The sequence below is a fragment of the Pseudomonas sp. S2_A10 genome (assembly GCF_054668465.1).
The window spans coordinates 5,001,113-5,025,406 of sequence record NZ_CP162773.1 but is presented as its reverse complement, the minus strand read 5'-3'; the positions used below and the strand labels follow the sequence as shown (position 1 = coordinate 5,025,406).

Genomic DNA, 24,294 nt, shown 5'->3' with positions numbered 1-24,294 from the left:
GACTGCGCAGCAGTCGCAAAACCTGATCGTTCCCACGTGCAGCAAGGGAATTGATCGTTCCCACGCTCTGCGTGGGAGCGTCCCGGGCTGCATTCCCACGCGGAGCGTGGGAACGATCAAGGCAACCGGATTTTTCGCAACATCACTAAGGAAGGTCGTGGATGGATAACAATAATACCCCCGCGCAATCGGGTGGCCGCTTTGCCCTGAAAACCCTGACAGTCGCCATGCTCTGTGCCAGTGCGATGGCGCAGGCAGCGCCTTACGTTGAGAACGGCCGCAGCGGCGACCCGTCGAGCTGGCGCAGCAATGAATTCAAGGCTGACTGGGGCTTGGGTGCGATCGGCGCGGATTACGCCTACGCCGCCGGCTACACCGGCAAAGGCGTGAAACTGGGCATCTTCGATCAGCCGGTCTACGCCGCGCATCCGGAGTTCTCTGGCAGTAACAAAGTCGTCACCCTGGTCACCAGCGGCATTCGCGAATACACCGACCCTTACATCCCGGTAAAGGCCGGCGATGCGTTCCTCTATGACGGTTCACCCTCGGTCGGCTCCAACGGCAAGCTCGGCGCCCATGGCACGCACGTCGGCGGCATCGCGGCGGGCAGTCGCGACGGCGGGGTGATGCACGGTGTTGCATTCGGTGCGCAGATCATCAGCGCCGATAACGGCGACCCAGGCCCGGAAGACGGCATCGTGCGCGGCAACGACGGCGCGGTGTACAAGGCCGGTTGGGATGCGCTGATCGCCAGCGGGGCGCGGATCATCAACAACAGCTGGGGCATCGGCATCACCGACCGCTTCGACCTCGGCGGCCGCGATCCGGCGTATCCGCACTTCACCGTCAACGACGCGCAATTGCAATTCAACGAAATCCGCACGCTGCTCGGCACCAAACCCGGCGGCGCTTACGACGGCGCCATCGCCGCCGCTCGCAGCGGCATCGTCACCATTTTTGCCGCCGGCAACGATTACAACCTGAACAATCCCGACGCCATTGCCGGCCTGGGTTATTTCGTCCCGGACATCGCGCCGAACTGGATCACCGTCGCCGCGTTGCAGCAGAACCCGGACACCGCCAGCGCCAATCCGTACGTGATCAGCACGTTCTCCTCGCGCTGCGGCTATACGGCGAGTTACTGCGTCTCGGCGCCGGGCACCAAGATTTATAGCTCGATCATCGAAGGCACCAACGCCGGCAACCTGACCACCAGCTACGCCAACTACAACGGCACCTCGATGGCGGCGCCGCATGTCGCTGGTTCCATTGCCGTACTGATGGAGCGTTTTCCGTACATGAGCGGCGACCAGGTCGCCAGCGTGTTGCGCACCACTGCGACCGACCTCGGTGCGCCGGGCATCGACGCCTTGTACGGTTGGGGCATGATCAACCTGCGCAAGGCCATCGACGGCCCGGCGATGTTCGTGACCGAGCAGGACATTCCCGAAGAATTCCGCGTGCAGGGCGCTTACGGGTCCGGCCAGTTCGTGGCTGACTTGCCGGGCATCGGTGCGATCATCGATCAGGGCAAACCCACCGAACGCGTGTGCATCGATATCACGTGCGGCCTCGACACCTGGCGCAACGACATCGGCGGCCACGGCGGTCTGACCAAGCAAGGCATCGGCACCCTGGTGCTGACCGGCAATAACACTTACAGCGGCCCGACCCTGGTCAATCAGGGTCGACTGGCCATCAACGGTTCGCTGCAATCGGCGGTCACTGTCAACAATGGCGGCATCCTCGGCGGCAATGGCCGCATCGGCGCGCTGGCAGTGAACAGCGGCGGTACGGTGGCGCCGGGCAACTCCATCGGCACCTTGAACGTCGCCGGTGACGTGACCTTCGCGCCGGGTTCGACCTACGCCGTAGAGCTGTCGCCAACCAGCAGCGATCAGATCGTTGCGGGCGGCAAAGCCATCATCGACGGTGCCACGGTGAGCCTGTCGCTGGAAAACAGCCCGACCTTGCTCAGCACCGGCGAAGTGCAAAGCCTGCTCGGCACCCGCTACAACATCCTGCAAGCGGCAGGTGGCATTGAAGGGCGCTTCGGTCAGGTCTTGCCGAATTACGCCTTCCTTGGCGGAACACTGGATTACTCGGCGGGCGGCATTCAGCTGGCGGTGGGACGCAATGAGGCATCGTTCGCCAGCGTCGGTCTGACGCCGAACCAGCGCGCCGTTGGTGCGGCTGCCGAACGTCTGGGGGCGGGCAATGCGCTGTTCGAAACCCTGTTGCTGTCGCCCAACGCGGCGTCGGCGCAGCAGGCCTTTCAACAGTTGTCCGGCGAGATTCACCCGGCCATCGGCACGCTGCTGATCAACGACAGCCGCTACCTGCGCGAAGCCGTCGGCGAGCGCCTGCGTGAGCGTGATCTGTTCAACGCCGATGCGCCGACTGATGAGCGCAGCAACGTCTGGGTCAAGGTCCTCGGCTCGTGGGGCGAGAGTGACGGCGGACACGACAATGCCGATTCCAACAGCTCCATCGGTGGGCTGCTGGCCGGTGTCGACGGTCTGATTGCTGAAGATACCCGTCTCGGTTTCGTCACCGGTTACAGCGACAGTTCGTTGAGCATGGGCAGCGGCACGCATTCGTCGGCGTCGGTCGACAGCTACCACTTGGGTGCGTATCTGGGCCATGAAATCGACGCGTTGCGCCTGACCGTCGGCGGCGCCTACAGCTGGCATCGCATCGACGTCAAACGTGATCTGCAGTTCGGCGACGTCAGCGGCAAACAGAAAACCAAACGTGACGCGACCACCGCGCAAGTGTTCACCGAGGCCGCATACGATCTGGGCCTGCAACCGATGAACCTGGAGCCGTTCGCCAATCTGTCCTACGTGCACCTCAACACCGACAGCTTCACCGAGAAGGGTGACGCTGCCGCGCTCAAGGGTGGTGAAGACAACCGCGACGTGGTGCTGTCGACCCTCGGCGTGCGCGCCAAGCGCAGCTTCGCTGTGTCGGACAAGCATCAGTTGGAACTGGGCGCCAGTCTCGGCTGGCAGCACAACCTGAGCAGCGTCGATGCCGACAGCCATCTGGCCTTCGCCAACGGCAATAGCGCGTTCACCGTGCAGAGCGTGTCGATGGATCGTGACGCTGCCGTGGTCGGAGTGCGCGCCGGGCTGGCGCTCAATCGCGACGTGCGGGTCAACCTCGACTACAACGGCCTGATCGGCTCGAACGAGAAGGATCACGGCGTCGGTCTGACCCTCGACTGGCAGTTCTGAGGCGTAACCGGCAGCGCTTCTGGGCTGCCGGTTTTTCAAGGAAAAGGAGCGCTGCACATGGGATTGTTCGATTACAAAAATGCCGACGGCAAAGGGGTGTACAGCGACGCCATCGCACTGACGCTGTATGCCTACACGCCCACCGGCAAACCATTGCCGGCCACGGCGTGGGCACCGGTCACGGCGACGGCGCTGGGCTATCAGGGCAAGGTCGGCGTGCAAGGCACGTTCTTCGGGGAACAGGATGGCTTCACCAGCGCCGAGGCCGAAGTGCTCGGCAAGTACGACGCCGCTGGCAAGTTGATCGGCCTTGGCATTGCCTTTCGCGGCACCGGCGGGCTGGGTTACAGCGACACTTTCGGTGATCTGAAAAACAATCTGCTCGCCGCGGTCGGGCCGTCGGATTACGCGAGCAACTACGCGAAAAACGCGTTCGACAATCTGCTCAACGCCGTCGCCGATTTCGCGATCGCCAACGGCATTGCCGCCAACGATGTGCTGATCAGCGGCCACAGCCTCGGCGGGCTTGGGGTTAATAGCGTTGCTGAATTGAGCGCGGACAACTGGGGCGGCTTCTACAAGGATGCCAATTACATCGCCTTCGCCTCGCCGACCCAGAGCAGCTCCGGCCCCCAAGTGCTCAACATCGGTTTCGAGAACGATCCGGTATTTCGCGTGCTCGACGGCACCACGTTCAGCACGGCGTCGATGGGCAAGCACGACAAGCCGCACGAATCGACCACCGACAACCTCGTCAACTTCACCGATAACTACGCTTCCACGGCGCAGAACCTGGTGCCGTTCAGCATCGCCAACCCGCTGAACTGGTCGGCGCACAGTTCACTGGGCTACGCCGATGGCTTGAATCGGGTGATCGATTCGGCGTTCTACGATCTGACCGAGCGCGACTCGACGATCATCGTCGCCAATCTCGAAGAGGCATCGCGGAGCAAGACCTGGGTCGAGGACCTGGGCCGCAGCGGCGAGCCGCACAGCGGCAGCACTTTCATCATCGGCACGCAGAGCAGCGACTGGCTCAAGGGCGGGGCGGGTAACGACTTTCTTGAAGGACTGGGCGGCGATGATCGTTTCCGCGATGACGGCGGTTACAACGTCATTTTTGGCGGCCAGGGCCATAACACCTTAGAACTGCAAAAGCCGTTACAGAACTTCAGCTTCGCCAACGACGGCGACGGCACGCTGTACGTGCGCGACGCCTACGGCGGCATCAGCCTGACCCGTGACATCGGCGCGCTGGTCAGTAAAGAGGCCGGTTCGTGGTGGGGCAGCAAGGAAATCACCTGGGGCGTCACCGCCAAGGGCCTGAGCAACGGCAGCGAACTGACCCAGTACAACCATTCGCTCAGCGGTGATGGCTACGGCAATGCCCTGCATGCCACGGCCGATGGCGACTGGCTGTTTGGCCTTGGTGGCGATGATCAACTGATCAGCGACAAGTCGCAGGTGACTTTTGTGGGTGGCGCCGGCAACGACGTGATGACGGCGGTGGGTGGCGGCAACACCTTCCTGTTCAGCGGCGCGTTTGGTTTCGATGCGATCAATGGTTATCAAGGCAGCGACAAACTGCTGTTCATGGGCGTCGCGGGCGCGGGACAGGGTTATGACTACAAGCAGCATGCCGCGCAGTCCGGCGCTGATACCGTGCTGAAGGTCGGCGATTTTGCCGTGACGCTGATTGGCGTCGGCGTGACTGACCTGACGGACTCGAGTTTCGTCTTTGCCTGATTCCGAAGGTGCAGGAGATCTCATTGTGGGAGCGAGCCTGCTCGCGAAAACGGTAGGTCAGGCGATTGTGATGTTGAATGTGCTGCCGCCTTCGCGAGCAGGCTCGCTCCCACAGGTGCGGCGTACACATGATCGTTCCCACGCTCTGCGTGGGAATGTAGCCGGGGACGCTCTGCGTCCCACAAGATCGCAGCCTTCGGCAGCTCCTACAGAGGATGTGCAAGATGTAACGAATGCTCCAGAGCCCCGCGCTCTGGCTGTGAGCTATCTCTGATAATTCCAACAACAAGAGAGGCAATGGCAATGGGTGTATACGACTACAAGAACTTCGGCACAGCCGATTCCAAGGCGCTGTTCAGTGATGCCATGGCGATCACGCTGTATTCCTATCACAACCTCGATAACGGCTTCGCCGCCGGTTATCAGCACAACGGCTTCGGCCTTGGCCTGCCGGCGACGCTGGTCACCGCACTGATTGGCGGCACCGATTCGCAAGGGGTGATCCCCGGTATCCCGTGGAATCCCGACTCGGAAAAACTCGCCCTCGATGCGGTGCAAAAGGCCGGCTGGACGCCCATCACCGCTGCGCAATTGGGCTACGACGGCAAGACCGATGCACGCGGGACGTTCTTCGGCGAGAAGGCCGGCTACACCAGCGCGCAGGTGGAAATCCTCGGCAAGTACGATGCCCAGGGTCACCTCACCGAACTGGGGATCGCCTTTCGCGGCACCAGCGGTCCGCGCGAAATTCTCATTGGTGATTCGATTGGCGACGTGATCAACGATCTGCTCGCGGCGTTCGGCCCGGCCGATTACGCAAAAAACTACGTCGGCGAAGCTTTCGGCAATCTGCTCAACGATGTCGTCGCATTCGCCCGGGCCAACGGCCTCAGCGGCAAGGACGTACTGGTCAGCGGCCACAGCCTGGGCGGTCTGGCGGTGAACAGCATGGCCGACCTGAGCGGTGGCAAGTGGGGCGGATTTTTCGCCGATTCCAACTACATCGCCTACGCCTCGCCGACCCAGAGCAGCGGCGACAAGGTGCTGAATATCGGCTACGAAAACGACCCGGTGTTTCGTGCCCTCGACGGTTCGACCTTCAGCAGTGCCTCGGTGGGTGTGCACGATGCGCCGCACACATCCACCACCGACAACCTCGTCAGCTTCAACGATCACTACGCCTCGAACGCCTGGAACGTGCTGCCGTATTCGATACTGAATGTCCCGACCTGGATTTCGCACCTGCCCACTGGCTACGGCGACGGCATGCCCCGCGTGCTGGAGTCGAAGTTCTACGACCTGACCAGCCGCGACTCGACGATCATCGTCGCGAACCTGTCCGACCCGGCGCGGGCCAACACTTGGGTACAGGACCTCAACCGTAACGCCGAAACCCACAAGGGCAGCACGTTCATTATTGGCAGTGACGGCAGTGACCTGATTCAGGGCGGCAGCGGCAACGACTATCTGGAGGGCGGCGCCGGCAACGATAGCTTCCGCGACAACGGCGGCTACAACGTCATTCTGGGCGGGCAGGGCAACAACACGCTCGACTTGCAGCAAACAGTGAAGAACTTTGATTTCGCCAACGACGGTGCCGGCAACCTGTACATCCGCGATGCCAACGGCGGGATCTGCATTACCCGCGACATCGGCAGCATTGTCAGCAAAGAGCCGGGGTTTCTCTGGGGCGTGTTCAAGGACGACGTGTTGCACAGCGTCACGGCCACGGGGCTGAAAGTCGGCAGCAACCTCACCGCTTATGAATCGAGCGTAAAAGGCACGGCTGCCAATGACATGCTCAAGGCACATGCGGGCGGCGATTGGCTGTTTGGCCTGGAGGGCAATGATCATTTGCTCGGCGGCGCGGGCAATGATGTGTTTGTCGGCGGCGCTGGCAATGACCTGCTGGAATCGGGCGGCGGGGCGGATACGTTTCTGTTCCACGGCGCGTTCGGCCAGGATCGGGTCGTTGGCTATACGGCCGATGACAAACTGGTGTTTCTCGGCGTACAGGGTGTGTTGCCGGGGGATGATTTCCGTGCCCACGCGTCGGCGGTCGGGCAGGATACCGTGCTGACATTTGGTGGGGATTCGGTGACGTTGGTGGGGGTGGCGCTGGGGAGTTTGAGCGACGACGGGGTGGTTATCGCCTGAGGTTGATGCGGGGCCTGTGCCGGCCCCTTCGCGAGCAGGCTCGCTCCCACAGGGGATTTGTGAACGACGCAGATCCAGTGTGTGATCGTTCCCACGCTCCGCGTGGGAATGCAGCCCGGGACGCTCTGCGTCCCACTCGAGAGCCGAACGCGGAGCGTCCGTGGAGGCATTCCTTTGCTGCGCATGGGAACGATCATTCAGGCCAAGTCAGTCTTCCTTGCGAACGGTCGCGACTTCATCGGCGCGAACCTTGACCTTGGCGCCAGAGATGTCTTCGAATTCGTAAAAACCATCTTCGGTCTCGGTTTTCGGCATGTCCTCAGTCAGGTACTGGGTGCCGTTCTGCAACGTCACCACGGTCTGGGTCGAACAGCCGCCCAGCGCCAACAGGGCTGCGACCGCTACAGGAATGCCCAGCATCTTGATTTTCATACCCACCTCTGACTCCTTGCTTGAATGTGATTGCGGGCATTGTCGGCCCTGTAACGCGGTTGGTGCCAGCAGCGGCGGAAAAGTTCGATGGCGGCGCGAAAAAATGCCATTGATCTTTTTCCGTTTGCGCCGGGCGGGGCTGAGCTGTTATCTGTACGCATAACCAGTGTTCGCTTGCCGTGGCTTTGAATTCCCGTGACCTCCAACCCTCTCGACGATCCGTTCTATTACCTCAACAACTTCCGGCAAGTGCTTGATTGGCTTGGGCTTCGCTATGCCGATGTGATGAGCGCAAGCGAGCACGGCTTCATCCGCGACTTCAACACGCTGCCGCAAGCCTCGCAGGGATTGCTGGTGCGCATGGTCATGCGCAAGGGCATTCACTTTCGCGCGAGCAAACTCAACTATCTGGAAATCGGCGACATTGCCGAGGCGGCGCGGCCGTTGCTCGAACACGGCTGGCTCGACGAACACGCTGCGCTGACCCTGGCAGAGCTGTTTGATGTCCTGCTCAAGGCCGAGCTGCTGCAAGCGTTCGGCACCTTTATAGAACAGCCGAAAGGGCGCAAGGACGAGTGGCTGCCGGTGCTGGCCGAACAGTTCAGCGAGGCGCAGCCCCTGCGTGTCTGGGCGCCGCAACTGGCTGAGCGGCTGTTCAGCCTGACCCTGATGGACCTGTGCGATCGCCTGCGCCTGATGTTCTTCGGCAATCTGTATCAGGACTGGTCGGAGTTCGTGCTGGCCGACCTGGGCATCTTCACTTATGAAAAAGTCGAGTTCTGCGCCGACTCCCGAGGCCTGCGCAGCCGCGAAGACGTCGACGCCTGCCTGTTCCTGCATCAATGCCAGTTGCGCTTTGAAGCCGGTGAAGCGCTGGACGAGATCGTCGAACAGATCGACGCCGTGCAATTCGACAACCCGTGGCTGCGCCGCCGGCAAGCCAAGGCGTTGTTCCAGATCGGCCAGTACGCCGAGCGCATCGGCGACTTTGCCCTGGCCCTGAGTGTTTACCGCGACTGCGCCTACCCGGGCGCACGGCTGCGGATGATCCGTGTGCTCGAACGCTGCGGCGAATATGCATTGGCGCTGGAACTCGGCACGCTGGCCGAACAGGCACCGCAAAGTGCGGCCGAGCTGCAAGGCTTGCAGCGCATCGTCCCGCGTCTGCGGCGCAAACTCGGTGGCCCGCCGCTCAAACGTGCCAAGGCCAGAGAGGTCGAGCGCCTCGACTTGCACTTGCCGCGCATCGATCCGGCGCGGTCGGTGGAATTTCACGTACAAGCGCACTTGCACGCCGATGACGGCCCGGTGCATTACGTCGAGAACAGCCTGATCAATTCACTGTTCGGGCTGTTGTGCTGGCCGGCGATCTTCGCGCCGTTGCCGGGTGCGTTTTTCCACCCGTTCCAGCGCGGCCCGGTGGATCTGCTCAGTGAAGACTTCCTCGAGCGCCGCGCCGAGCTGTTCCAGGCCTGTTTGGGCGAACTCGATAATGGCCGCTACGCCGAGACGATTCGCCAGCGCTTCGTCGACAAGTGGGGCATCCAGTCGCCGTTCGTGTTCTGGGGCGCGCTCAACGAAGACTTGCTGGAACAGGCGCTGGCCTGTCTGCCCGCCGAACACCTGAAACACTGGTTCAATCGCCTGCTGCTCGACATCAAGGCCAACCGCGCCGGCATGCCGGATCTGATCCAGTTCTGGCCGCAGCACAAGACCTACCGGATGATCGAAGTCAAAGGCCCCGGCGACCGCTTGCAGGACAATCAACTGCGCTGGCTGGAGTTCTGCCACGAGCACCAGATGCCGGTGGCGGTGTGTTACGTGCAATGGGCGGAGCAGAGCGCTTGAGTTACAGCGTTGCCGTGCGTGCACTGTGCGAGTTCACCGCCAAGACCGGTGATCTCGACCTGCGCTTCACCCCGTCACCAACGGCGCTCGAAGGCATCGTCGGCCATCGCACCGTGGCGTCGCGGCGCAGTGAGCAGTACCAGAGCGAAGTGGCTCTGCAAGGCGAATTCGGCGAGCTGAAGGTCAAGGGCAGGGCGGATGGCTACGACCCGGCGCAAAACTGCCTGGAAGAAGTCAAAACCTATCGCGGCGACCTGAGCAGGCAACCGGCCAATCACCGCCAGTTGCACTGGGCGCAGGCGAAAATCTACGGCTGGTTGATGTGCCAGAAACTGCAATTGCAGCAGATCAATCTGGCGCTGGTGTATTTCGACGTCGTCAGCGAAAAGGAAACCTGCCTGGTCGAATCCCACAGCGCCGAGTCACTCCAGACGTTTTTCACGCAGCAGTGCGGCTTGTTCCTGCAATGGGCCGAGCAGGAAATGGCCCATCGCGAAGCGCGCAATCTGGCCGCGCAGCAACTGGCGTTCCCGCATGCGGATTTTCGTCCCGGCCAACGGCATCTGGCCGAATCAGTGTTCAAAGCCGTCAGCACCGGCCGCTGTCTGATGGCCCAGGCACCGACCGGGATTGGCAAAACCCTTGGCACGCTGTTTCCGATGCTCAAGGCCCTGGCGCCGCAGCAACTGGACAAGGTGTTCTTTCTCACCGCCAAGACTCCCGGACGCAAACTGGCGCTGGATGCCAGTCAGGTGTTGTTCAAGCAGACGCCTGAGTTGCCGCTGCGGGTGATGGAAATGGTTGCTCGCGACAAGGCCTGCGAACATCCGGACAAAGCCTGCCACGGTGAATCCTGTCCGTTGGCCCAGGGGTTTTATGATCGCCTGCCGGCTGCCCGCGAATCTGCCAGCCATATCAATCTGCTGGATCAGGCGGCGATGCGTGAAGTTGCCGCGCAGCACAGCGTATGCCCGTATTACCTGAGTCAGGAAATGGCCCGTTGGGCGGATGTGGTGGTTGCCGACTACAACTATTACTTCGACTTCAGCGCGCTGCTGTTCGGCCTGGCCCAGCTCAATCAATGGAAAGTCGCGGTGCTCGCCGACGAAGCGCACAACCTGGTCGAACGCGGCCGGCAGATGTACAGCGCCAGCCTCGACCAGTTCACCCTCGCCAGCGTGCGCAAAACCGCGCCGGCAGCGCTGAAGAATTCCCTGCAACGGGTCAACCGTGAATGGAACGCGCTGCATGCGCCGCAACTGGCGGCGTATCAGGCGTACGACAAGGCGCCGGACAAGCTCCTGCACGCCATCTCGCTGTGTTGCGCGGCCATTGGTGATTACCTCAACGAGCATCCGCAAGGCCTCGACAGCAGCTTGCAGAATTTCTATTTCGATCTGCTGCAATTCGCCCGGGTCGCCGAGCTGTACGACGAGCATTACCTGTTCGATATCAGCAAACGCGACCTCGACCGCAAGCGTCCGCTGTCGCAACTGTGTCTGCGCAACGTGGTGCCGGCGGCGTTCATCGGCCCGCGCCTGACCGCGGCGCGCAGCAGCGTGCTGTTCTCGGCCACGCTGAGCCCGCGCAACTACTACGCCGACCTGCTCGGCACGCCCGCCGACACGGTGTGCATCGACGTCGAATCGCCGTTCAGCGCCGAGCAGTTGCAGGTGCACATCGTCAGCCAGATCTCCACGCGTTTTAACCATCGCCAGGCCTCGCTGGAGCCTATCGTCGAGCTGATCGCGCGCCAGTTCAGCGAGCGCCCGGGCAACTATCTGGCGTTCTTCAGCAGTTTCGATTACCTGCAACAGGTCGCGACGTTATTGGCCGAGCGCCATCCGCACATCACCCAGTGGCTGCAATCGCGGGGCATGGCCGAGGGCGCGCGGCAGGCGTTTCTCGACCAGTTCAGCGCCGACAGCCAGGGCGTCGGGTTTGCGGTGCTGGGCGGGGCGTTTGGCGAGGGCATCGATTTGCCCGGCGCGCGGCTGATCGGTGCGTTCATCGCCACGCTGGGGCTGGCGCAGCTCAACCCGGTCAACGAGCAGATGAAGCGGCGCATGGCCGCCATTTTTGGCGCCGGCTACGATTACACCTATCTGTACCCGGGGATGCAAAAAGTCGTACAAGCCGCCGGGCGGGTGATTCGCACCCGTGAGGATCGCGGCACGGTCATGCTCATTGATGACCGCTTTGCCGAAAGCCGCATCCAGCAACTGCTGCCGCAGTGGTGGGCGATCAAAAGCGAACCGGCACTTTCCAAATCAGTGGATTCACGCATACTTCAGCCCATGACAGTGGCTGGTGAGTGTGATGAGTGAAAACAACAGTACCGCAGCGATCGAAGACAGCCGTTTCCGGCTGCTGATCGACGCGGTTGTCGACTATGCGATCTACATGATCGACCCCGACGGTACCATCACCAGTTGGAACTCCGGCGCCAAACGCTTCAAGGGCTACGAAGAAGCGGAAATCATCGGCGAGCATTTCTCGCGCTTCTATACCCCGGAAGACCGCGCCAACGGCATGCCGCAACGGGCGCTGGACACAGCGATCCGTGAAGGTCGCTTCGAAGGCGAGGGCTGGCGCGTGCGCAAGGACGGCACGCACTTCTGGTCGCACGTGGTGATCGACCCGATCATCGACCCCAACGGCGAACTGCTCGGTTTCGCCAAGATCACTCGCGACCTCACCGACCGCAAGATGGCCGAGGAAACCCTCAAGCAAAGCGAACAGCAGTTCCGCCTGCTGGTGCAGGGCGTTACCGACTACGCGATCTACATGCTCAGCCCCGAAGGTTGCGTCAGCAACTGGAACCAGGGCGCGCAGCGCATCAAGGGTTACTTGCCGGAAGAAATCATCGGCCAGCATTTTTCGATTTTCTACACCCCCGAAGACCGCGAACTCGGCGAGCCGCAGCGCTCGCTGGAGATTGCCACCCGCGAAGGCCGGTTCGAGAGCCGCAGTTGGCGGATGCGCAAGGACGGCACGCGGTTTCTTGCCCACGTGGTCGTCGATGCGATTCGCGGCGACACCGGCACGCTGCTCGGCTTTGCCAAGATCACCCGCGATGTGACCGAGGCGCACGAGGCGCAGCAAGCCCTGGAAAAGACCCGCGAGGCGTTGTTCCAGGCGCAGAAGATGCAGGCGATCGGCCAACTCAGCGGCGGCATCGCCCATGACTTCAACAACCTGCTGACGGTGATTCTCGGCAATCTCGAGATCGTGCAGAAACGCATCGGCGACGCGCCGAAAATCGCTCGACTGCTGGAGAACGCCACCCAAGGGGCCTTGCGCGGTGTCTCGCTGACCCAGCGCATGCTGGCCTTCGCCCGGCGTCAGGAACTCAAGACTGAATCGGTGGATATCCCGCAACTGGTGCAAGGCATCACCGGGCTGCTGCGCAGTTCGCTCGGGCCGGGGATTCGTATCGAAACGCGCTTTCCCGACGATCTGCAGCCAGTGCTGGCCGATAGCAATCAGCTGGAACTGGCGATCCTCAATCTGGCCACCAATGCCCGCGATGCCATGCCCGACGGCGGCACGGTGATCATTCAGGCACAAGCGGAAGTGGTGCTGGAACAAATCCATTCGACATTGGCGGCAGGTCGATACGTCTGTCTGAGCCTGATCGACAGCGGCGAAGGCATGGACGAAGCCACGCTGGCCTGCGCCCGCGACCCGTTCTTCACCACCAAAGGCCTGGGCAAAGGCACCGGGCTCGGTTTGTCGATGGTGCACGGCTTCATCGAGCAGTTGGGCGGGCGCTTTACTCTCAAAAGCGAGAAGGGCCACGGCACGGCAGCCGAGCTGTGGATTCCGGTGGCGCTAGAGCAAACGGCCAGTCGCCCGGCGTACAGCAACGCCGCGCCCATTGCGGTCCCAAGGCTCAGCGTGCTGGTGGTCGATGACGATTCGCTGGTGCTGACCAGCACCAGCCTGCTGCTCGAAGACCTCGGCCACCGCGTCATCGGCGCGACCTCCGGCGCCCAGGCGCTGGCGCTGTTCGATCAGGGCGAAGTCATCGATCTGGTGATCACCGACATGGCCATGCCAAAAATGAGCGGCGCGCAACTGGCTCACGCCTTGCGTATGCTCAAGCCGGATTTGCCGATCATTCTCGCCACTGGATACGCCGAACGTTTGGAAGGCTTCGCCGCCGATCTGCCGCGTCTGCCGAAACCGTTCACTCAGTTGAATCTGGTGCAGATCATCGCCCAGTCGATGAAGTGATGCGCTGGTCGATCCGGCTGAACTAGTGCTGACGCGTGCCTTTCCAAAAGTCTTGTTCACTTTTGGAGGGCACGTCTCTTGTCTCGCATATTGACCCAGCCAAGCGCTGTTGAAGAAGCCTTGGCCGAGCACGACGCCAAGATGTTTGGCTCACCCAAGGAGCGGCTGGATTTCTATCGCCGGGAAATCCAGTACGAAACCAGCATCCTCGCCAACCGCACTGACGCCTACCTGGCGGCGCAGTCGTTTCTGGTGATCGCTTTCGCCTCGTGCATGGCCAACCTCAATCCCGAGTGGGGCAAGATGTTCACCCTTGTCGTGCCGCCGTTTCTGGCGCTGCTTGGTGTGCTCAGTTCGCTGAATGCCTGGCCGGGGATTCGTGCGGCGTACGACATCATCGATCACTGGCACTTCAAACAGAGCCAGTTGCTGCACAGCGAGCCGGTGATGGGCGCGGCGTATGACGAGTCTCCACTGTTCAGCGAAATGGAATCGAGCCACAAGGGCTATCGCAAGTCGCTGCTGTTCTCAGTGCGCACGCCTTGGATTTTTGCGACGTTCTGGGTGATGTTGGGGGTGTATGCGGTGTTTATTCAGGTGACCAATCCTTGAGGTGGATTGGTCGGGGGCAGGGGACAGGTGCTGGATTTTGTGGTGTCTGTGAGATCTTACCCCCTCACCCCAGCCCTCTCCCCCAAGGGGGCGAGGGGGAAAGGGAGCAGATCTTCATGCTTTTCAAAATCTACATTCGGCGCGGTATGCCAGGTCGGTGTAGCACGTGAGAACACCTCGGTCAGTCCCCTCTCCCTCGGGGAGAGGGCTAGGGTGAGGGGCTTTTGACTTTTATCACGCAGTTTCCAGCTCACGCCGCGGTGTAACAGCATTCTGCACCGCTGCCGGAATCGGCGGAAAATCCTCATTCAGCACACACAGATGATCAATCGCATCTTCAAATTTCGCATCGGCTTTCTTGCGCAGTGCCCGGTATTGCTCAAAGCGTTCGAAGTCGGTCGGGGTCTGTTCCAGCAGCGCGTTGGCCGCTCGGTTCAGTTCGTGGGCTTCTTCGAACAGTTGACGATTGCGTTCCAGAGCCAGTGCTCTGCAAGCCTTGATTTGCGCAGGAGTCGAGCATTCGTTCATGACTGTGACCTTGTTTGTGTCGGGGTTCCGTTTGATAGGCTGTTCACCGCAGGGGAACCGAACCTGCCGGGTCGCGCTGGATGGTTGGCGCGGTTAAAGGTGTGACCCTTGGGTCGCGCCCGGCGATCCATTTTTTTGTAGAAAAATCTTCGATGATTTTCGGCAAAGCGCAGCGGTTGAAGAATCAGCTTTTTCGTTGCTTCAGACTTTCATAGCGCGCCAGCATCGGCTGTGTGCTGATGCCATGCAGCAGGATACTCAGGGCCACCACCGACAACGTGATGTCGGTACAGACCTTGGCCACGTCGGAATCGAGGCCATGGTTCAGGGCGAAGAACAGATAGAAAAGGCTGCCGATGCCACGAATGCCAAACCAGCCGATCAACAAACGCTGCGGTCCGCTGAGCAGATTGCCCCACGGCATCAGCGCCACGCTCAGTGGACGAATCAGACAGAACAGCACGGCGCCGATCCACAACGCCCGCCAGTCCCAATGCGCAATCAGCACGACACCGAGCAGGGTCACCAGAAACACTTCCATCGCCCGCTCGACCAGACTGCCGAATGCGAGCATGTCGCCCATCATGATTCCCGCCGCGACCTGGCTGTCTTCCAACTGCTCCGTGTCGCCATGCACGGCGTTCTGTGGTTCGACGTTCTGATGACCGACCACCGGCTGCACCAGATGCTCGGCAGGCGCTTGGGTGATGCCCGTGGATTTCACTTCCTCCTGACGCAGACCCAGGCCAGCAGCGAAGACCGCGAGAAAGCCGTAGCCGCCAATGGCGTCGGCCACCACGTAGGACAGTGCGATCAGCGCGAGGGTCAGGTAATCGTTCGGGCCGAGGGTGCTGTCCTCGTTGTGAATGCGTAGTAACAGAGCGATGCGGCCAATGCCGCGCCCCATCCAGTAACCGGTGAGCAAACCCGCCGGCACCGCCCACAACAGACTGCGAAGCACCCAGTGCTGCCATTCGCCAGCGCTGCCGTCACCGTGCAGCAACAGCAGACCGAGAATCACGAAAGGGAAAGCCACGCCATCATTGAGCCCGGCTTCACCGGAGAGGCCGAAGCGCACGCTGTCGACGTCCTGCGCATCATTGACCTGCACCAGTGCGGCGAGCACCGGGTCGGTCGGGGCCAGAATCGCGCCGATCAGCAGGGAAGGCCCCCACGGCAATTGCAGGCCCCAATGCAACAGCAGGCACACGCCGATAATCGTCAGAATCATTACCGGCCCGGCCAGACCAAAAGCGATACGCCAGGTCTTGTGGGCCAACGGCAACCGCAGCTTCAGACCGCAGACGAACAGGGAAAAGAGCACCGCGACTTCAGTCAGGTGCTCCATCCACAATGATGATTCTTCCAGCGACAGTTTCAGAAGTTCGAGGCCGCTGGGGCCGATGGCAATGCCCAGCAACAGGCACACTGCCGAGGTCGTAACCGGCATCCAGCGCAACCACGACGACGTCAGGGCCAGCGTCAGCAGCACGGCGCCGAGCACCGCGACCCATATGCCGAAACTCATGACCGCTCACTTCGGTGAATTCTCAAGGACAGGCGCACCGGGTCAGCTCACGGTCGTGCGCAGGTACTCGGGGATGAGCACGTTGAACCACAGCAGGATCATCGACACCAGCATGGTCACCAGCACCAGCAGGCCGACGCCCCACACGCACGCCGAATACAGCAGGCCTTGCTCCTTGCGCTCATGCATGAAGGTCGGCAGGCCGACGAACAGCAAAAACGTCGAATAGATTGACGCCGCGCCGAGCACCAGAATCGCCAGCCAGCGGCTCGGGTACAGCCCGGCGATCCCGGCGAGGAAAAACGGCGTCACCGTGTAAGCGGCAAACCCGATGCATTGATTCAGCGTTGGCCGCGCATCGAACGATCGCGACATCCAGCGAATGAATCCGCCGATAACCGCCACACCGGCGACAATCGTCACGTACAGCAGCACGCTCAACTGCAGGGCGCTGGCCGTGCTCAGGCGCACGTTCTCACCCGCGGCGAGGCTCCAACCGACTTGAGTGGTGCCGATGAACAGGCACACGGCGGGAATCAACGCGAGCAGCAGCAGATGCGCGAGGTAGTGGCGGGGATGGGTTTCCTCTTCGCGGCGGATATCGGTCCAGGCGAAGTTGGGTTGGGTGAAGAGTCTGACGAGGGGGGCGGACATGACAACCTCCTGTTCCAGTTGGCCCGTAGGCGCTTAAAGGTATGGAGAGATGCCATGCCGCTCGGGTTCAGTTTTTCTGCTGCACGGTTACAGCATCGGTTTGCCGCCGGTTACGCCGTAGCGCTGGCCGGTGATATAGCTGGCTTCGTCGGAGGCCAGCAGCACGTAAATCGGTGCGACTTCCACCGGTTGGCCCGGACGGCCGAGCGGGGTGCTGCCGCCGAAGTTCTGTACTTCTTCGTCGGGCATGGTCGAGACGATCAGCGGTGTCCAGATCGGGCCTGGGGCGACGCTGTTGACGCGAATCTCCTTCGGCCCGAGCATCTGCGCCAGGCCACCGGTGAAGTTGGCGATCGCGCCTTTGGTGGTGGCGTAGGCCAGCAGGGTCGGTTTGGGCATGTCCGAGTTGACCGAGCTGGTGTTGATGATCGACGAGCCTGGGCGCATGTGCTTGATCGCCGCCTGGCAGATCCTGAACATGGCGGTGATGTTGACGTCGAAGGTCATCACCCATTCGTCATCGGGGATTTCCTCGAAGTTTTCGTGGGTCATCTGGAACGCGGCGTTGTTGACCAGAATGTCGATGCGGCCAAAGCGCTCGACGGTCTTGTCGACCAATGCTTGGCACTGTGCTTTCTCGGCGATATCGCCCGGCAGCAGGATGCACTGACGCCCGGCCTGCTCGACCCAGCGTGCGGTTTCCTTGGCGTCTTCGTGTTCATTCAGGTAAGCCACGGCGACGTCGGCGCCTTCACGGGCGAAGGCAATCGCCACCGCGCGACCGATGCCGCTGTCGGCACCGGTGATCAACGCAATCTTGCCGGCGAGGCGCCCGGAACCGACGTAACTTTGCTCGCCGCAGTCTGGATACGGTTCCATCTTGCGTTGCGAGCCGGGCACCGGTTGGGCTTGTTTCGGGAAGGGTGGTTTTGGATAGTCAGTCATCGCAGGGTCTCCTGATTTCAAGTCCAGTGTTCCGGGTTGACCCGGTGGGTTTGCCTTGAGTTCGATCGGATTTGCGCTGGATTTAGTTGGCGATGCAAAACCAATGTGGGAGCGAGCCTGCTCGCGAAAGCGGTCTGTCAGACGATAAATATGTCGACTGACACTGCGCTTTCGCGAGCAGGCTCGCTCCCACAGGGGGTCATTTATACAGGGGAATACCGGGCAAGGATCAGCGTTTTCGGCTGGCCAGCGCCCGCTCCATCCGCGCAATCCCTTCTTCGAGCAACGCCCTCGGGCAACCGAAGTTCAAGCGCACGAACTGCTGATGCCGGTCACCAAAATCGAGCCCGGCACTCAGCCCGACCTTGCCCTGTTCGAGGAAGAACCGCTGCGGATCCGGCAGGTCCAGCGCGGTGCAATCGAGCCACGCCAGATACGTGCCCTGCGGCACATTGATGGTCACGCCCGGCAGCCGCGTGCGTACGGCGTTCACCAGCCAGTCGCGGTTGGCCTGCAGGTAGATTTTCAATTCCGCGAGCCAAGGCCCGGCTTCGCTGTAGGCGACGCGGGTGGCTTCCATGCCCAGCGGGTTGACGCTGTCGACCATGCCGCAGCGGGCGTGGTTGACGCGTTCGCGCAGCGCGGCGTCCTGAATGATCATGAACGAGGTCTTCAGACCGGCGATGTTGTAGGCCTTGCTCGCCGACATCAGGGTGATCGTGCGCTTGGAAATTTCCGGACTCAGCGAGGCGGTGGGAATGTGCACGCGGCCGTCGAAGCACAGTTCGGCATGAATTTCGTCGGAGATGATCCACGCGTCCTGCGCTGCGCAGATGTCCGCCACTGCCTGCAATTCTTCGCGGGCGAAGACCTTGCCGATCGGGTTGTGCGGGTTGCTCAACAGCAGGGCGCCGCCGCCTTTCAGCGACTCACGCAAAGATTCCAGCGGCGTGGCGTAAGTGCCATCGGCCTGGGCTTCGAATTGCAGTTCGACCTTGTTCAGGCCCCAGTGCCCCGGCGCATGGCGCAGCGGCGGATAGTTCGGTACTTGCACGACGACATTCTGCTGCGCCTGGACCAGGGCCTTGAGCGCCATGTTGAAGCCCGATTCCACGCCCGGCAGGAAAATCAGCTCCTGCGGTTTGACCTGCCATGCGTACTTGTTCCACAGGTCGGCGACGATGGCTGCACGCAGGTTGTCCTGGGCCACGCTGTAACCTAGCAGCGGGTGCAGCAGGCGCTGTTGCAAGGCTTCGACGATGACCGGCGGCGCGGCGAAATCCATATCAGCGACCCACATCGGCAACACATCGGCCGGGTAGCGGCTCCACTTGGTACTGCCAGTGTGGTGGCGGTCGAACAGCTGATCAAAATCGAAAGTCATACGCGGTCTCGTCGAGGCGGAGTTGGTTCTGCCGGACATTCTATGCGCAACGCCATCTGTGTGGGAGCGAGCCTGCTCGCGAATACGTCGGGTCAGGCAGCATCGAGTTGGATGACCCAGCGCTTTCGCGAGCAGGCTCGCTCCCACAGGGGGGTGTGCACTGGCTGGAAATCCGGGCCACACACCCGACGGTCGGTTTTCACACAATCGGCAAGGTCTTTGTCTACAGTGAAAAAGTCGGCGTCAAGGCGTCGCAACCGTGATTGTCCAGATAAAGCCCGGCACAAGTACCGGGTTCCACCTGATCAGGAGTGCACGATGGATCTCAGCCGTCGTCAGTTCTTCAAGGTCGCCGGTATCGGCCTTGCAGGCTCAAGCCTGGGCGCGTTGGGCATGGCCCCGACGGCGGCCTTCGCCGAGCAGGTGCGTCACTTCAAGCTCGCCCACACCCGTGAAACCCGCAACACCTGCCCGTATTGCTCGGTCGGTTGCGGTTTGATCATGTACAGCCAGGGCGATGCCGGCAAGAACGTGGCGCAAAACATCATTCACATCGAAGGCGATGCCGACCACCCGGTCAATCGCGGCACGCTGTGCCCGAAAGGCGCGGGCCTGCTCGACTTCATTCACAGCCCCGGCCGCTTGCAGTACCCGCAAGTGCGCAAGCCCGGCAGCAATGAATGGACGCGCATCGGCTGGGACGAAGCCCTCGATCGCATCGCCGACCTGATGAAGGCCGACCGCGACGCCAACTTCATCGAGAAAAATGCCAACGGGCAAACGGTGAATCGCTGGCTGACCACCGGTTTTCTCGCGGCATCGGCGGCATCCAACGAAGCCGGCTACATCACTCAGAAGGTGATTCGCAGCCTCGGTCTGCTGGGGTTCGATAACCAGGCGCGTGTCTGACACGGCCCGACGGTGGCAAGTCTTGCCCCGACATACGGCCGTGGTGCCATGACCAACACCTGGACCGATATCGCCAACGCGAATCTGATCCTGGTGATGGGTGGCAACGCAGCAGAAGCGCATCCTTGCGGCTTCAAATGGGTGACCGAGGCCAAGGCGCACAACTCCGCGCGGCTGATCGTGGTCGATCCGCGTTTTACCCGGACCGCTTCGGTGGCCGACTATTACGCGCCGATCCGTACCGGTACCGACATCGCCTTCATGGGCGGGTTGATCAATTACCTGCTGACCGAGGACAAGATCCAGCACGAGTACGTGCGCAATTACACCGACGTGTCGTTCATCGTCAAAGCCGGTTATGGCTTCGAAGACGGCCTGTTCAGCGGCTACGACGCGGAAAAACGCAGCTACACCGAAAAGTCCGGCTGGGGCTACGAATTCGCCGAGGACGGTTTTGTCCGCGTCGACCCGACCCTGCAAGACCCGCGCTGCGTCTATCAACTGATGAAGCAGCATTACAGCCGCTACAACATCGACCTGGCCAGCCAGATCTGCGGCATGCCGGTCGACGCCATGCAGAAAATCTGGGACGAGATCGCCACCTGCTCGACGCCGGGCAAGACCATGACGATTCTCTATGCCCTCGGCTGGACGCAGCACTCGATCGGCGCGCAGATCATCCGCAGCGCGGCGATGGTGCAATTGCTGCTGGGCAACGTCGGCATGCCCGGCGGTGGCGTCAATGCGCTGCGCGGGCACTCGAACATCCAGGGTCTGACCGATCTCGGCCTGCTGTCCAACGCCTTGCCCGGCTACCTCACGCTGCCCAGCGACAGCGAGCAGGACTACGGTCAGTTCATCTTCAAACGCACGCAGGTTCCGCTCAGACCGGGGCAGCTTTCGTACTGGCAGAACTACAGCAAATTCCACGTCAGCCTAATGAAATCCTGGTACGGCGCCAACGCCACCGCCGAGAACAACTGGCTGTTCGACCATTTGCCGAAGCTCGACATCCCCAACTACGACGTGCTGAAAATGTTCGACCTGATGAGCCAGGGCAAGGTCAACGGCTACTTCTGCCAAGGCTTCAATCCGATCGCTGCGTTACCGGACAAGAACCGCGTGATGGGTGCATTGGCCAAGCTCAAGTGGCTGGTGGTGATGGACCCCCTCGCCACGGAAACCTCGGAGTTCTGGCAGAACGTCGGGCCGTACAACGACGTGAAAACCGCCGAAATCCAGACCGAAGTCATTCGCCTGCCAACCACCTGTTTTGCCGAGGAAGACGGCTCGCTGGTCAACAGCAGCCGCTGGCTGCAATGGCACTGGAAAGGCGCCGACGGCCCCGGCGAAGCGCAGACTGACATTCGCATCATGAGCGAACTGTTCCTGCGCCTGCGCCAGCGTTATCAGACCGAAGGCGGCAAGTTTCCTGATCCGCTGCTGAAACTGTCGTGGCCGTACAAGATCCCCGACGAGCCTTCGCCGGAAGAACTGGCGCGGGAAATCAACGGCAGCGCGGTCAGCGATTTCACCGATGCCAGCGGCGTTACGGTCAAGGCGGGTACACAACTGGCCGGCTTCGGTTTGCTCAAGGATGACGGCAGCACCGCGTCCGGTTGCTGGATTTTCGCCGGCAGCTGGACCGAGGCCGGCAACCAGATGGCCCGGCGCGATAACGCCGACCCGTTCGGCATGCACCAGCATCAGGGCTGGGCGTGGGCGTGGCCGGCCAATCGGCGGATTCTCTACAACCGCGCCTCGGCGGACCCGGCGGGCAAACCGTGGGACCCGAAAAAGCGGCTGGTGTGGTGGAACGGCAAGACCTGGACCGGCACCGATGTGCCGGACTACAAGGCCGACGTGCCGCCGGAAGCCGGGATGAATCCGTTCATCATGAACCCCGAAGGCGTGGCCCGGTTCTTCGCCGTCGACAAGATGAACGAAGGCCCATTCCCTGAGCACTACGAGCCGTTCGAAACGCCGATCGGCATCAACCCGCTGCACCCGCAAAACAAGAAGGCCACCAGCAACCCGGCGGCGCGGATCTTCGATTCGGTCTGGGAAACCCTCGGCGAAGCCAAGGACTTCCCGTACGCCGGCACCAGCTACCGGCTTACCGAGCATTTCCACTTCTGGAGCAAGCACTGCAAGTTGAACGCAATTGCCCAGCCTGAGCAGTTCGTTGAAATCGGCGAGGTGCTGGCGAACGAGAAGGGCATTGCTGCCGGTGATCGGGTGCGGGTCAGCTGCAAGCGCGGCTTTATCGAAGCGGTGGCGGTGGTGACGAAAAGGATCCGGCCGCTGCAGGTCAACGGCCAGGTCGTGCATCAGATCGGCATCCCGCTGCACTGGGGTTTCACTGGCCTGACGCGTCACGGTTACCTGACCAACACCCTGGTGCCGTTCCTCGGCGATGGCAACACTCAGACCCCGGAATCCAAGTCATTCCTGGTCAACGTGGAGAAACTGTAAATGGCCAGCCAAGACATCATTGCCCGCTCGGCCACCACCACCGTGCCGCCGTCGGTGAGGACTCAGCAGGGCGTTGCCAAGCTGATCGACACGACCAAGTGCATCGGTTGCAAGGCCTGCCAGGTCGCCTGCTCGGAATGGAACGAGCTGCGCGACGAGGTCGGCCACAACCACGGCACCTACGACAATCCGCAGGACCTGACGGCGGATTCGTGGACGCTGATGCGCTTCACCGAGCACGAAACCGATGCCGGCAACCTCGAATGGCTGATCCGCAAGGACGGCTGCATGCATTGCGCCGAACCTGGTTGCCTGGCCGCGTGCCCAAGCCCCGGGGCGATCATTCAGCATGCCAACGGCATCGTCGATTTCGATCAGGACCACTGCATCGGTTGCGGCTATTGCATCACCGGTTGCCCGTTCAACATTCCGCGCATTTCGCAGAAGGATCACAAGGCCTACAAATGCACACTGTGTTCCGACCGGGTGGCGGTGGGGCTGGAGCCGGCCTGCGTGAAAACCTGTCCGACCGGCGCCATCGTCTTCGGCACCAAGGAAGATATGAAGGAACATGCCGCCGAACGCATCGTCGACCTGAAAAGCCGTGGCTTTGAAAACGCCGGTTTGTACGATCCGGCCGGGGTCGGCGGCACCCATGTTATGTACGTGCTGCATCACGCCGACACGCCAAAAATCTATGCAGGTTTGCCGGACCATCCGGCGATCAGTCCGCTGGTGGGCTTGTGGAAAGGCATCAGCAAACCCCTCGGCCTGTTGGCGATGGGTGCGGCGGTGCTGGCCGGGTTCTTCCACTATGTGCGCATCGGGCCGAATCGTGTCGAAGAGGATGAACACCCGACGCCACCCGATACGTCGGTGCACGTGGTCGACCCGGCGGTGCACACCTTCGATCCACGCGGGGAGGAGCGGCCATGAGCAACAAGACGATCCTGCGTTACAGCGCCAACCAGCGCACCAATCACTGGCTGGTGGCGATCCTGTTTTTCATGGCCGGGTTGTCCGGGCTGGCGTTGTTTCATCCGTCGCTGTTCTGGCTCAGTAATCTGTTCGGCGGCGGCACCTGGACGCGGATTCTGCACCCGTACATGGGCATCGCCATGTTTGTGCTGTTCCTCGGCCTGGTGTTCAGCTTCTGGCGCACCAATTTCTTCATCGCCAATGACCGCCAGTGGCTGCGGCGGATCAACCGGGTGATGGTCAACGACGAAGAAAGCGTGCCGCCGGTAGGCAAATACAACGCCGGGCAGAAGTTGCTGTTCTGGACTTTACTGCTGTGCATGCTCGCGTTGCTGTTCACCGGGCTGGTGATCTGGCGCGCGTGGTTCAGCGCGTATTTCGGCATTACCACCATCCGCTGGGCCATGCTGCTGCATGCGCTGGCCGGGTTCGTGCTGGTGCTGAGCATCATCGTGCACATCTACGCCGGTTTGTGGATCAAGGGTTCGGTCGACGCCATGTTGCATGGCTGGGTCAGCCGGCCGTGGGCGAGAAAACACCATGAACTGTGGTACCGCGAGGTGACCCGCGACGAACAGCCTCGGGACGTGCCCGAGCGACCGCTGACAAAAAAGGGCTGA

At 61.6% G+C, this 24,294-nt stretch carries 16 protein-coding genes; 10 read left to right on the top strand and 6 right to left on the bottom strand.

The window, feature by feature from the left end; translation table 11 throughout:
• Positions 1-161: 161 nt before the first annotated feature.
• The 3 genes from AB4N41_RS22570 to AB4N41_RS22560 all read left to right on the top strand — a co-directional run bounded on the left by AB4N41_RS22570 (position 162) and on the right by AB4N41_RS22560 (position 7,142).
• Positions 162-3,239 carry an autotransporter serine protease gene (locus tag AB4N41_RS22570; RefSeq protein ID WP_252876361.1) on the top strand — a complete coding sequence of 1,026 codons (3,078 nt, stop codon included), beginning with the start codon at positions 162-164 and terminating at the stop codon, positions 3,237-3,239.
• 57 nt (positions 3,240-3,296) lie between these two features.
• On the top strand, positions 3,297-4,985 hold the full coding sequence (locus tag AB4N41_RS22565; protein ID WP_252876360.1) for a polyurethane esterase: 1,689 nt from the start codon (positions 3,297-3,299) through the stop codon (positions 4,983-4,985).
• Between the two features lie 303 nt (positions 4,986-5,288).
• Complete coding sequence (locus AB4N41_RS22560) at positions 5,289-7,142, top strand: polyurethane esterase (protein ID WP_252878177.1); 1,854 nt, start codon at positions 5,289-5,291, stop codon at positions 7,140-7,142.
• A gap of 207 nt (positions 7,143-7,349) precedes the next feature.
• Here AB4N41_RS22560 and AB4N41_RS22555 read toward each other — a convergent pair whose 3' ends face one another.
• The gene (locus AB4N41_RS22555) at positions 7,350-7,574 is read right to left on the bottom strand and encodes a YgdI/YgdR family lipoprotein (protein WP_016774830.1); all 225 of its coding nucleotides are present in this window, start codon (positions 7,572-7,574) and stop codon (positions 7,350-7,352) included.
• A 195-nt stretch (positions 7,575-7,769) separates the two neighbouring features.
• On the opposite strand from AB4N41_RS22555, the gene AB4N41_RS22550 reads away from it, so the two are divergent.
• The 4 genes from AB4N41_RS22550 to AB4N41_RS22535 all read left to right on the top strand — a co-directional run bounded on the left by AB4N41_RS22550 (position 7,770) and on the right by AB4N41_RS22535 (position 14,273).
• Positions 7,770-9,422, top strand: coding sequence for a VRR-NUC domain-containing protein (locus AB4N41_RS22550; RefSeq protein ID WP_056786204.1), 1,653 nt, complete (start codon positions 7,770-7,772; stop codon positions 9,420-9,422).
• A complete protein-coding gene (locus AB4N41_RS22545; RefSeq protein WP_252876359.1) occupies positions 9,419-11,749 on the top strand; it encodes an ATP-dependent DNA helicase in 2,331 nt (776 codons plus the stop codon). The genes AB4N41_RS22550 and AB4N41_RS22545 overlap by 4 nt, the downstream gene beginning before the upstream one ends.
• Positions 11,742-13,661, top strand: coding sequence for a hybrid sensor histidine kinase/response regulator (locus tag AB4N41_RS22540; protein ID WP_252876358.1), 1,920 nt, complete (start codon positions 11,742-11,744; stop codon positions 13,659-13,661). Before AB4N41_RS22545 ends, AB4N41_RS22540 begins: the two co-directional genes overlap by 8 nt.
• A 78-nt stretch (positions 13,662-13,739) precedes the next feature.
• Positions 13,740-14,273 carry a hypothetical protein gene (locus AB4N41_RS22535; protein WP_016774826.1) on the top strand — a complete coding sequence of 178 codons (534 nt, stop codon included), beginning with the start codon at positions 13,740-13,742 and terminating at the stop codon, positions 14,271-14,273.
• 234 nt (positions 14,274-14,507) lie between these two features.
• On the opposite strand, the gene AB4N41_RS22530 is transcribed toward AB4N41_RS22535, so the two are convergent.
• From AB4N41_RS22530 to AB4N41_RS22510, 5 genes are all read right to left on the bottom strand, one after another.
• Complete coding sequence (locus tag AB4N41_RS22530; protein ID WP_039761510.1) at positions 14,508-14,801, bottom strand: hypothetical protein; 294 nt, start codon at positions 14,799-14,801, stop codon at positions 14,508-14,510.
• Positions 14,802-14,985: 184 nt separating this feature from the next.
• Positions 14,986-16,329 (bottom strand): cation:proton antiporter, encoded by a 1,344-nt coding sequence (locus AB4N41_RS22525; RefSeq protein WP_252876357.1) that lies wholly within the window; start codon positions 16,327-16,329, stop codon positions 14,986-14,988.
• 42 nt (positions 16,330-16,371) lie between these two features.
• Positions 16,372-16,983 carry a Yip1 family protein gene (locus AB4N41_RS22520; protein WP_056786193.1) on the bottom strand — a complete coding sequence of 204 codons (612 nt, stop codon included), beginning with the start codon at positions 16,981-16,983 and terminating at the stop codon, positions 16,372-16,374.
• 87 nt (positions 16,984-17,070) lie between these two features.
• On the bottom strand, positions 17,071-17,928 hold the full coding sequence (locus AB4N41_RS22515) for a glucose 1-dehydrogenase (RefSeq protein ID WP_016774822.1): 858 nt from the start codon (positions 17,926-17,928) through the stop codon (positions 17,071-17,073).
• A gap of 229 nt (positions 17,929-18,157) precedes the next feature.
• Positions 18,158-19,312 (bottom strand): MalY/PatB family protein, encoded by a 1,155-nt coding sequence (locus AB4N41_RS22510; RefSeq protein ID WP_252876356.1) that lies wholly within the window; start codon positions 19,310-19,312, stop codon positions 18,158-18,160.
• Positions 19,313-19,630: 318 nt separating this feature from the next.
• Here AB4N41_RS22510 and fdnG point away from each other — a divergent pair, with 318 nt between their 5' ends.
• From fdnG to AB4N41_RS22495, 3 genes are read left to right on the top strand one after another with little or no spacing between them, the layout of a single operon-like run.
• Complete coding sequence (fdnG, locus tag AB4N41_RS22505; RefSeq protein WP_252876354.1) at positions 19,631-22,696, top strand: formate dehydrogenase-N subunit alpha; 3,066 nt, start codon at positions 19,631-19,633, stop codon at positions 22,694-22,696.
• Positions 22,697-23,632 (top strand): formate dehydrogenase subunit beta, encoded by a 936-nt coding sequence (gene fdxH / locus AB4N41_RS22500; RefSeq protein WP_016774818.1) that lies wholly within the window; start codon positions 22,697-22,699, stop codon positions 23,630-23,632.
• Positions 23,629-24,294 (top strand): formate dehydrogenase subunit gamma, encoded by a 666-nt coding sequence (locus tag AB4N41_RS22495; RefSeq protein WP_041480299.1) that lies wholly within the window; start codon positions 23,629-23,631, stop codon positions 24,292-24,294. Before fdxH ends, AB4N41_RS22495 begins: the two co-directional genes overlap by 4 nt.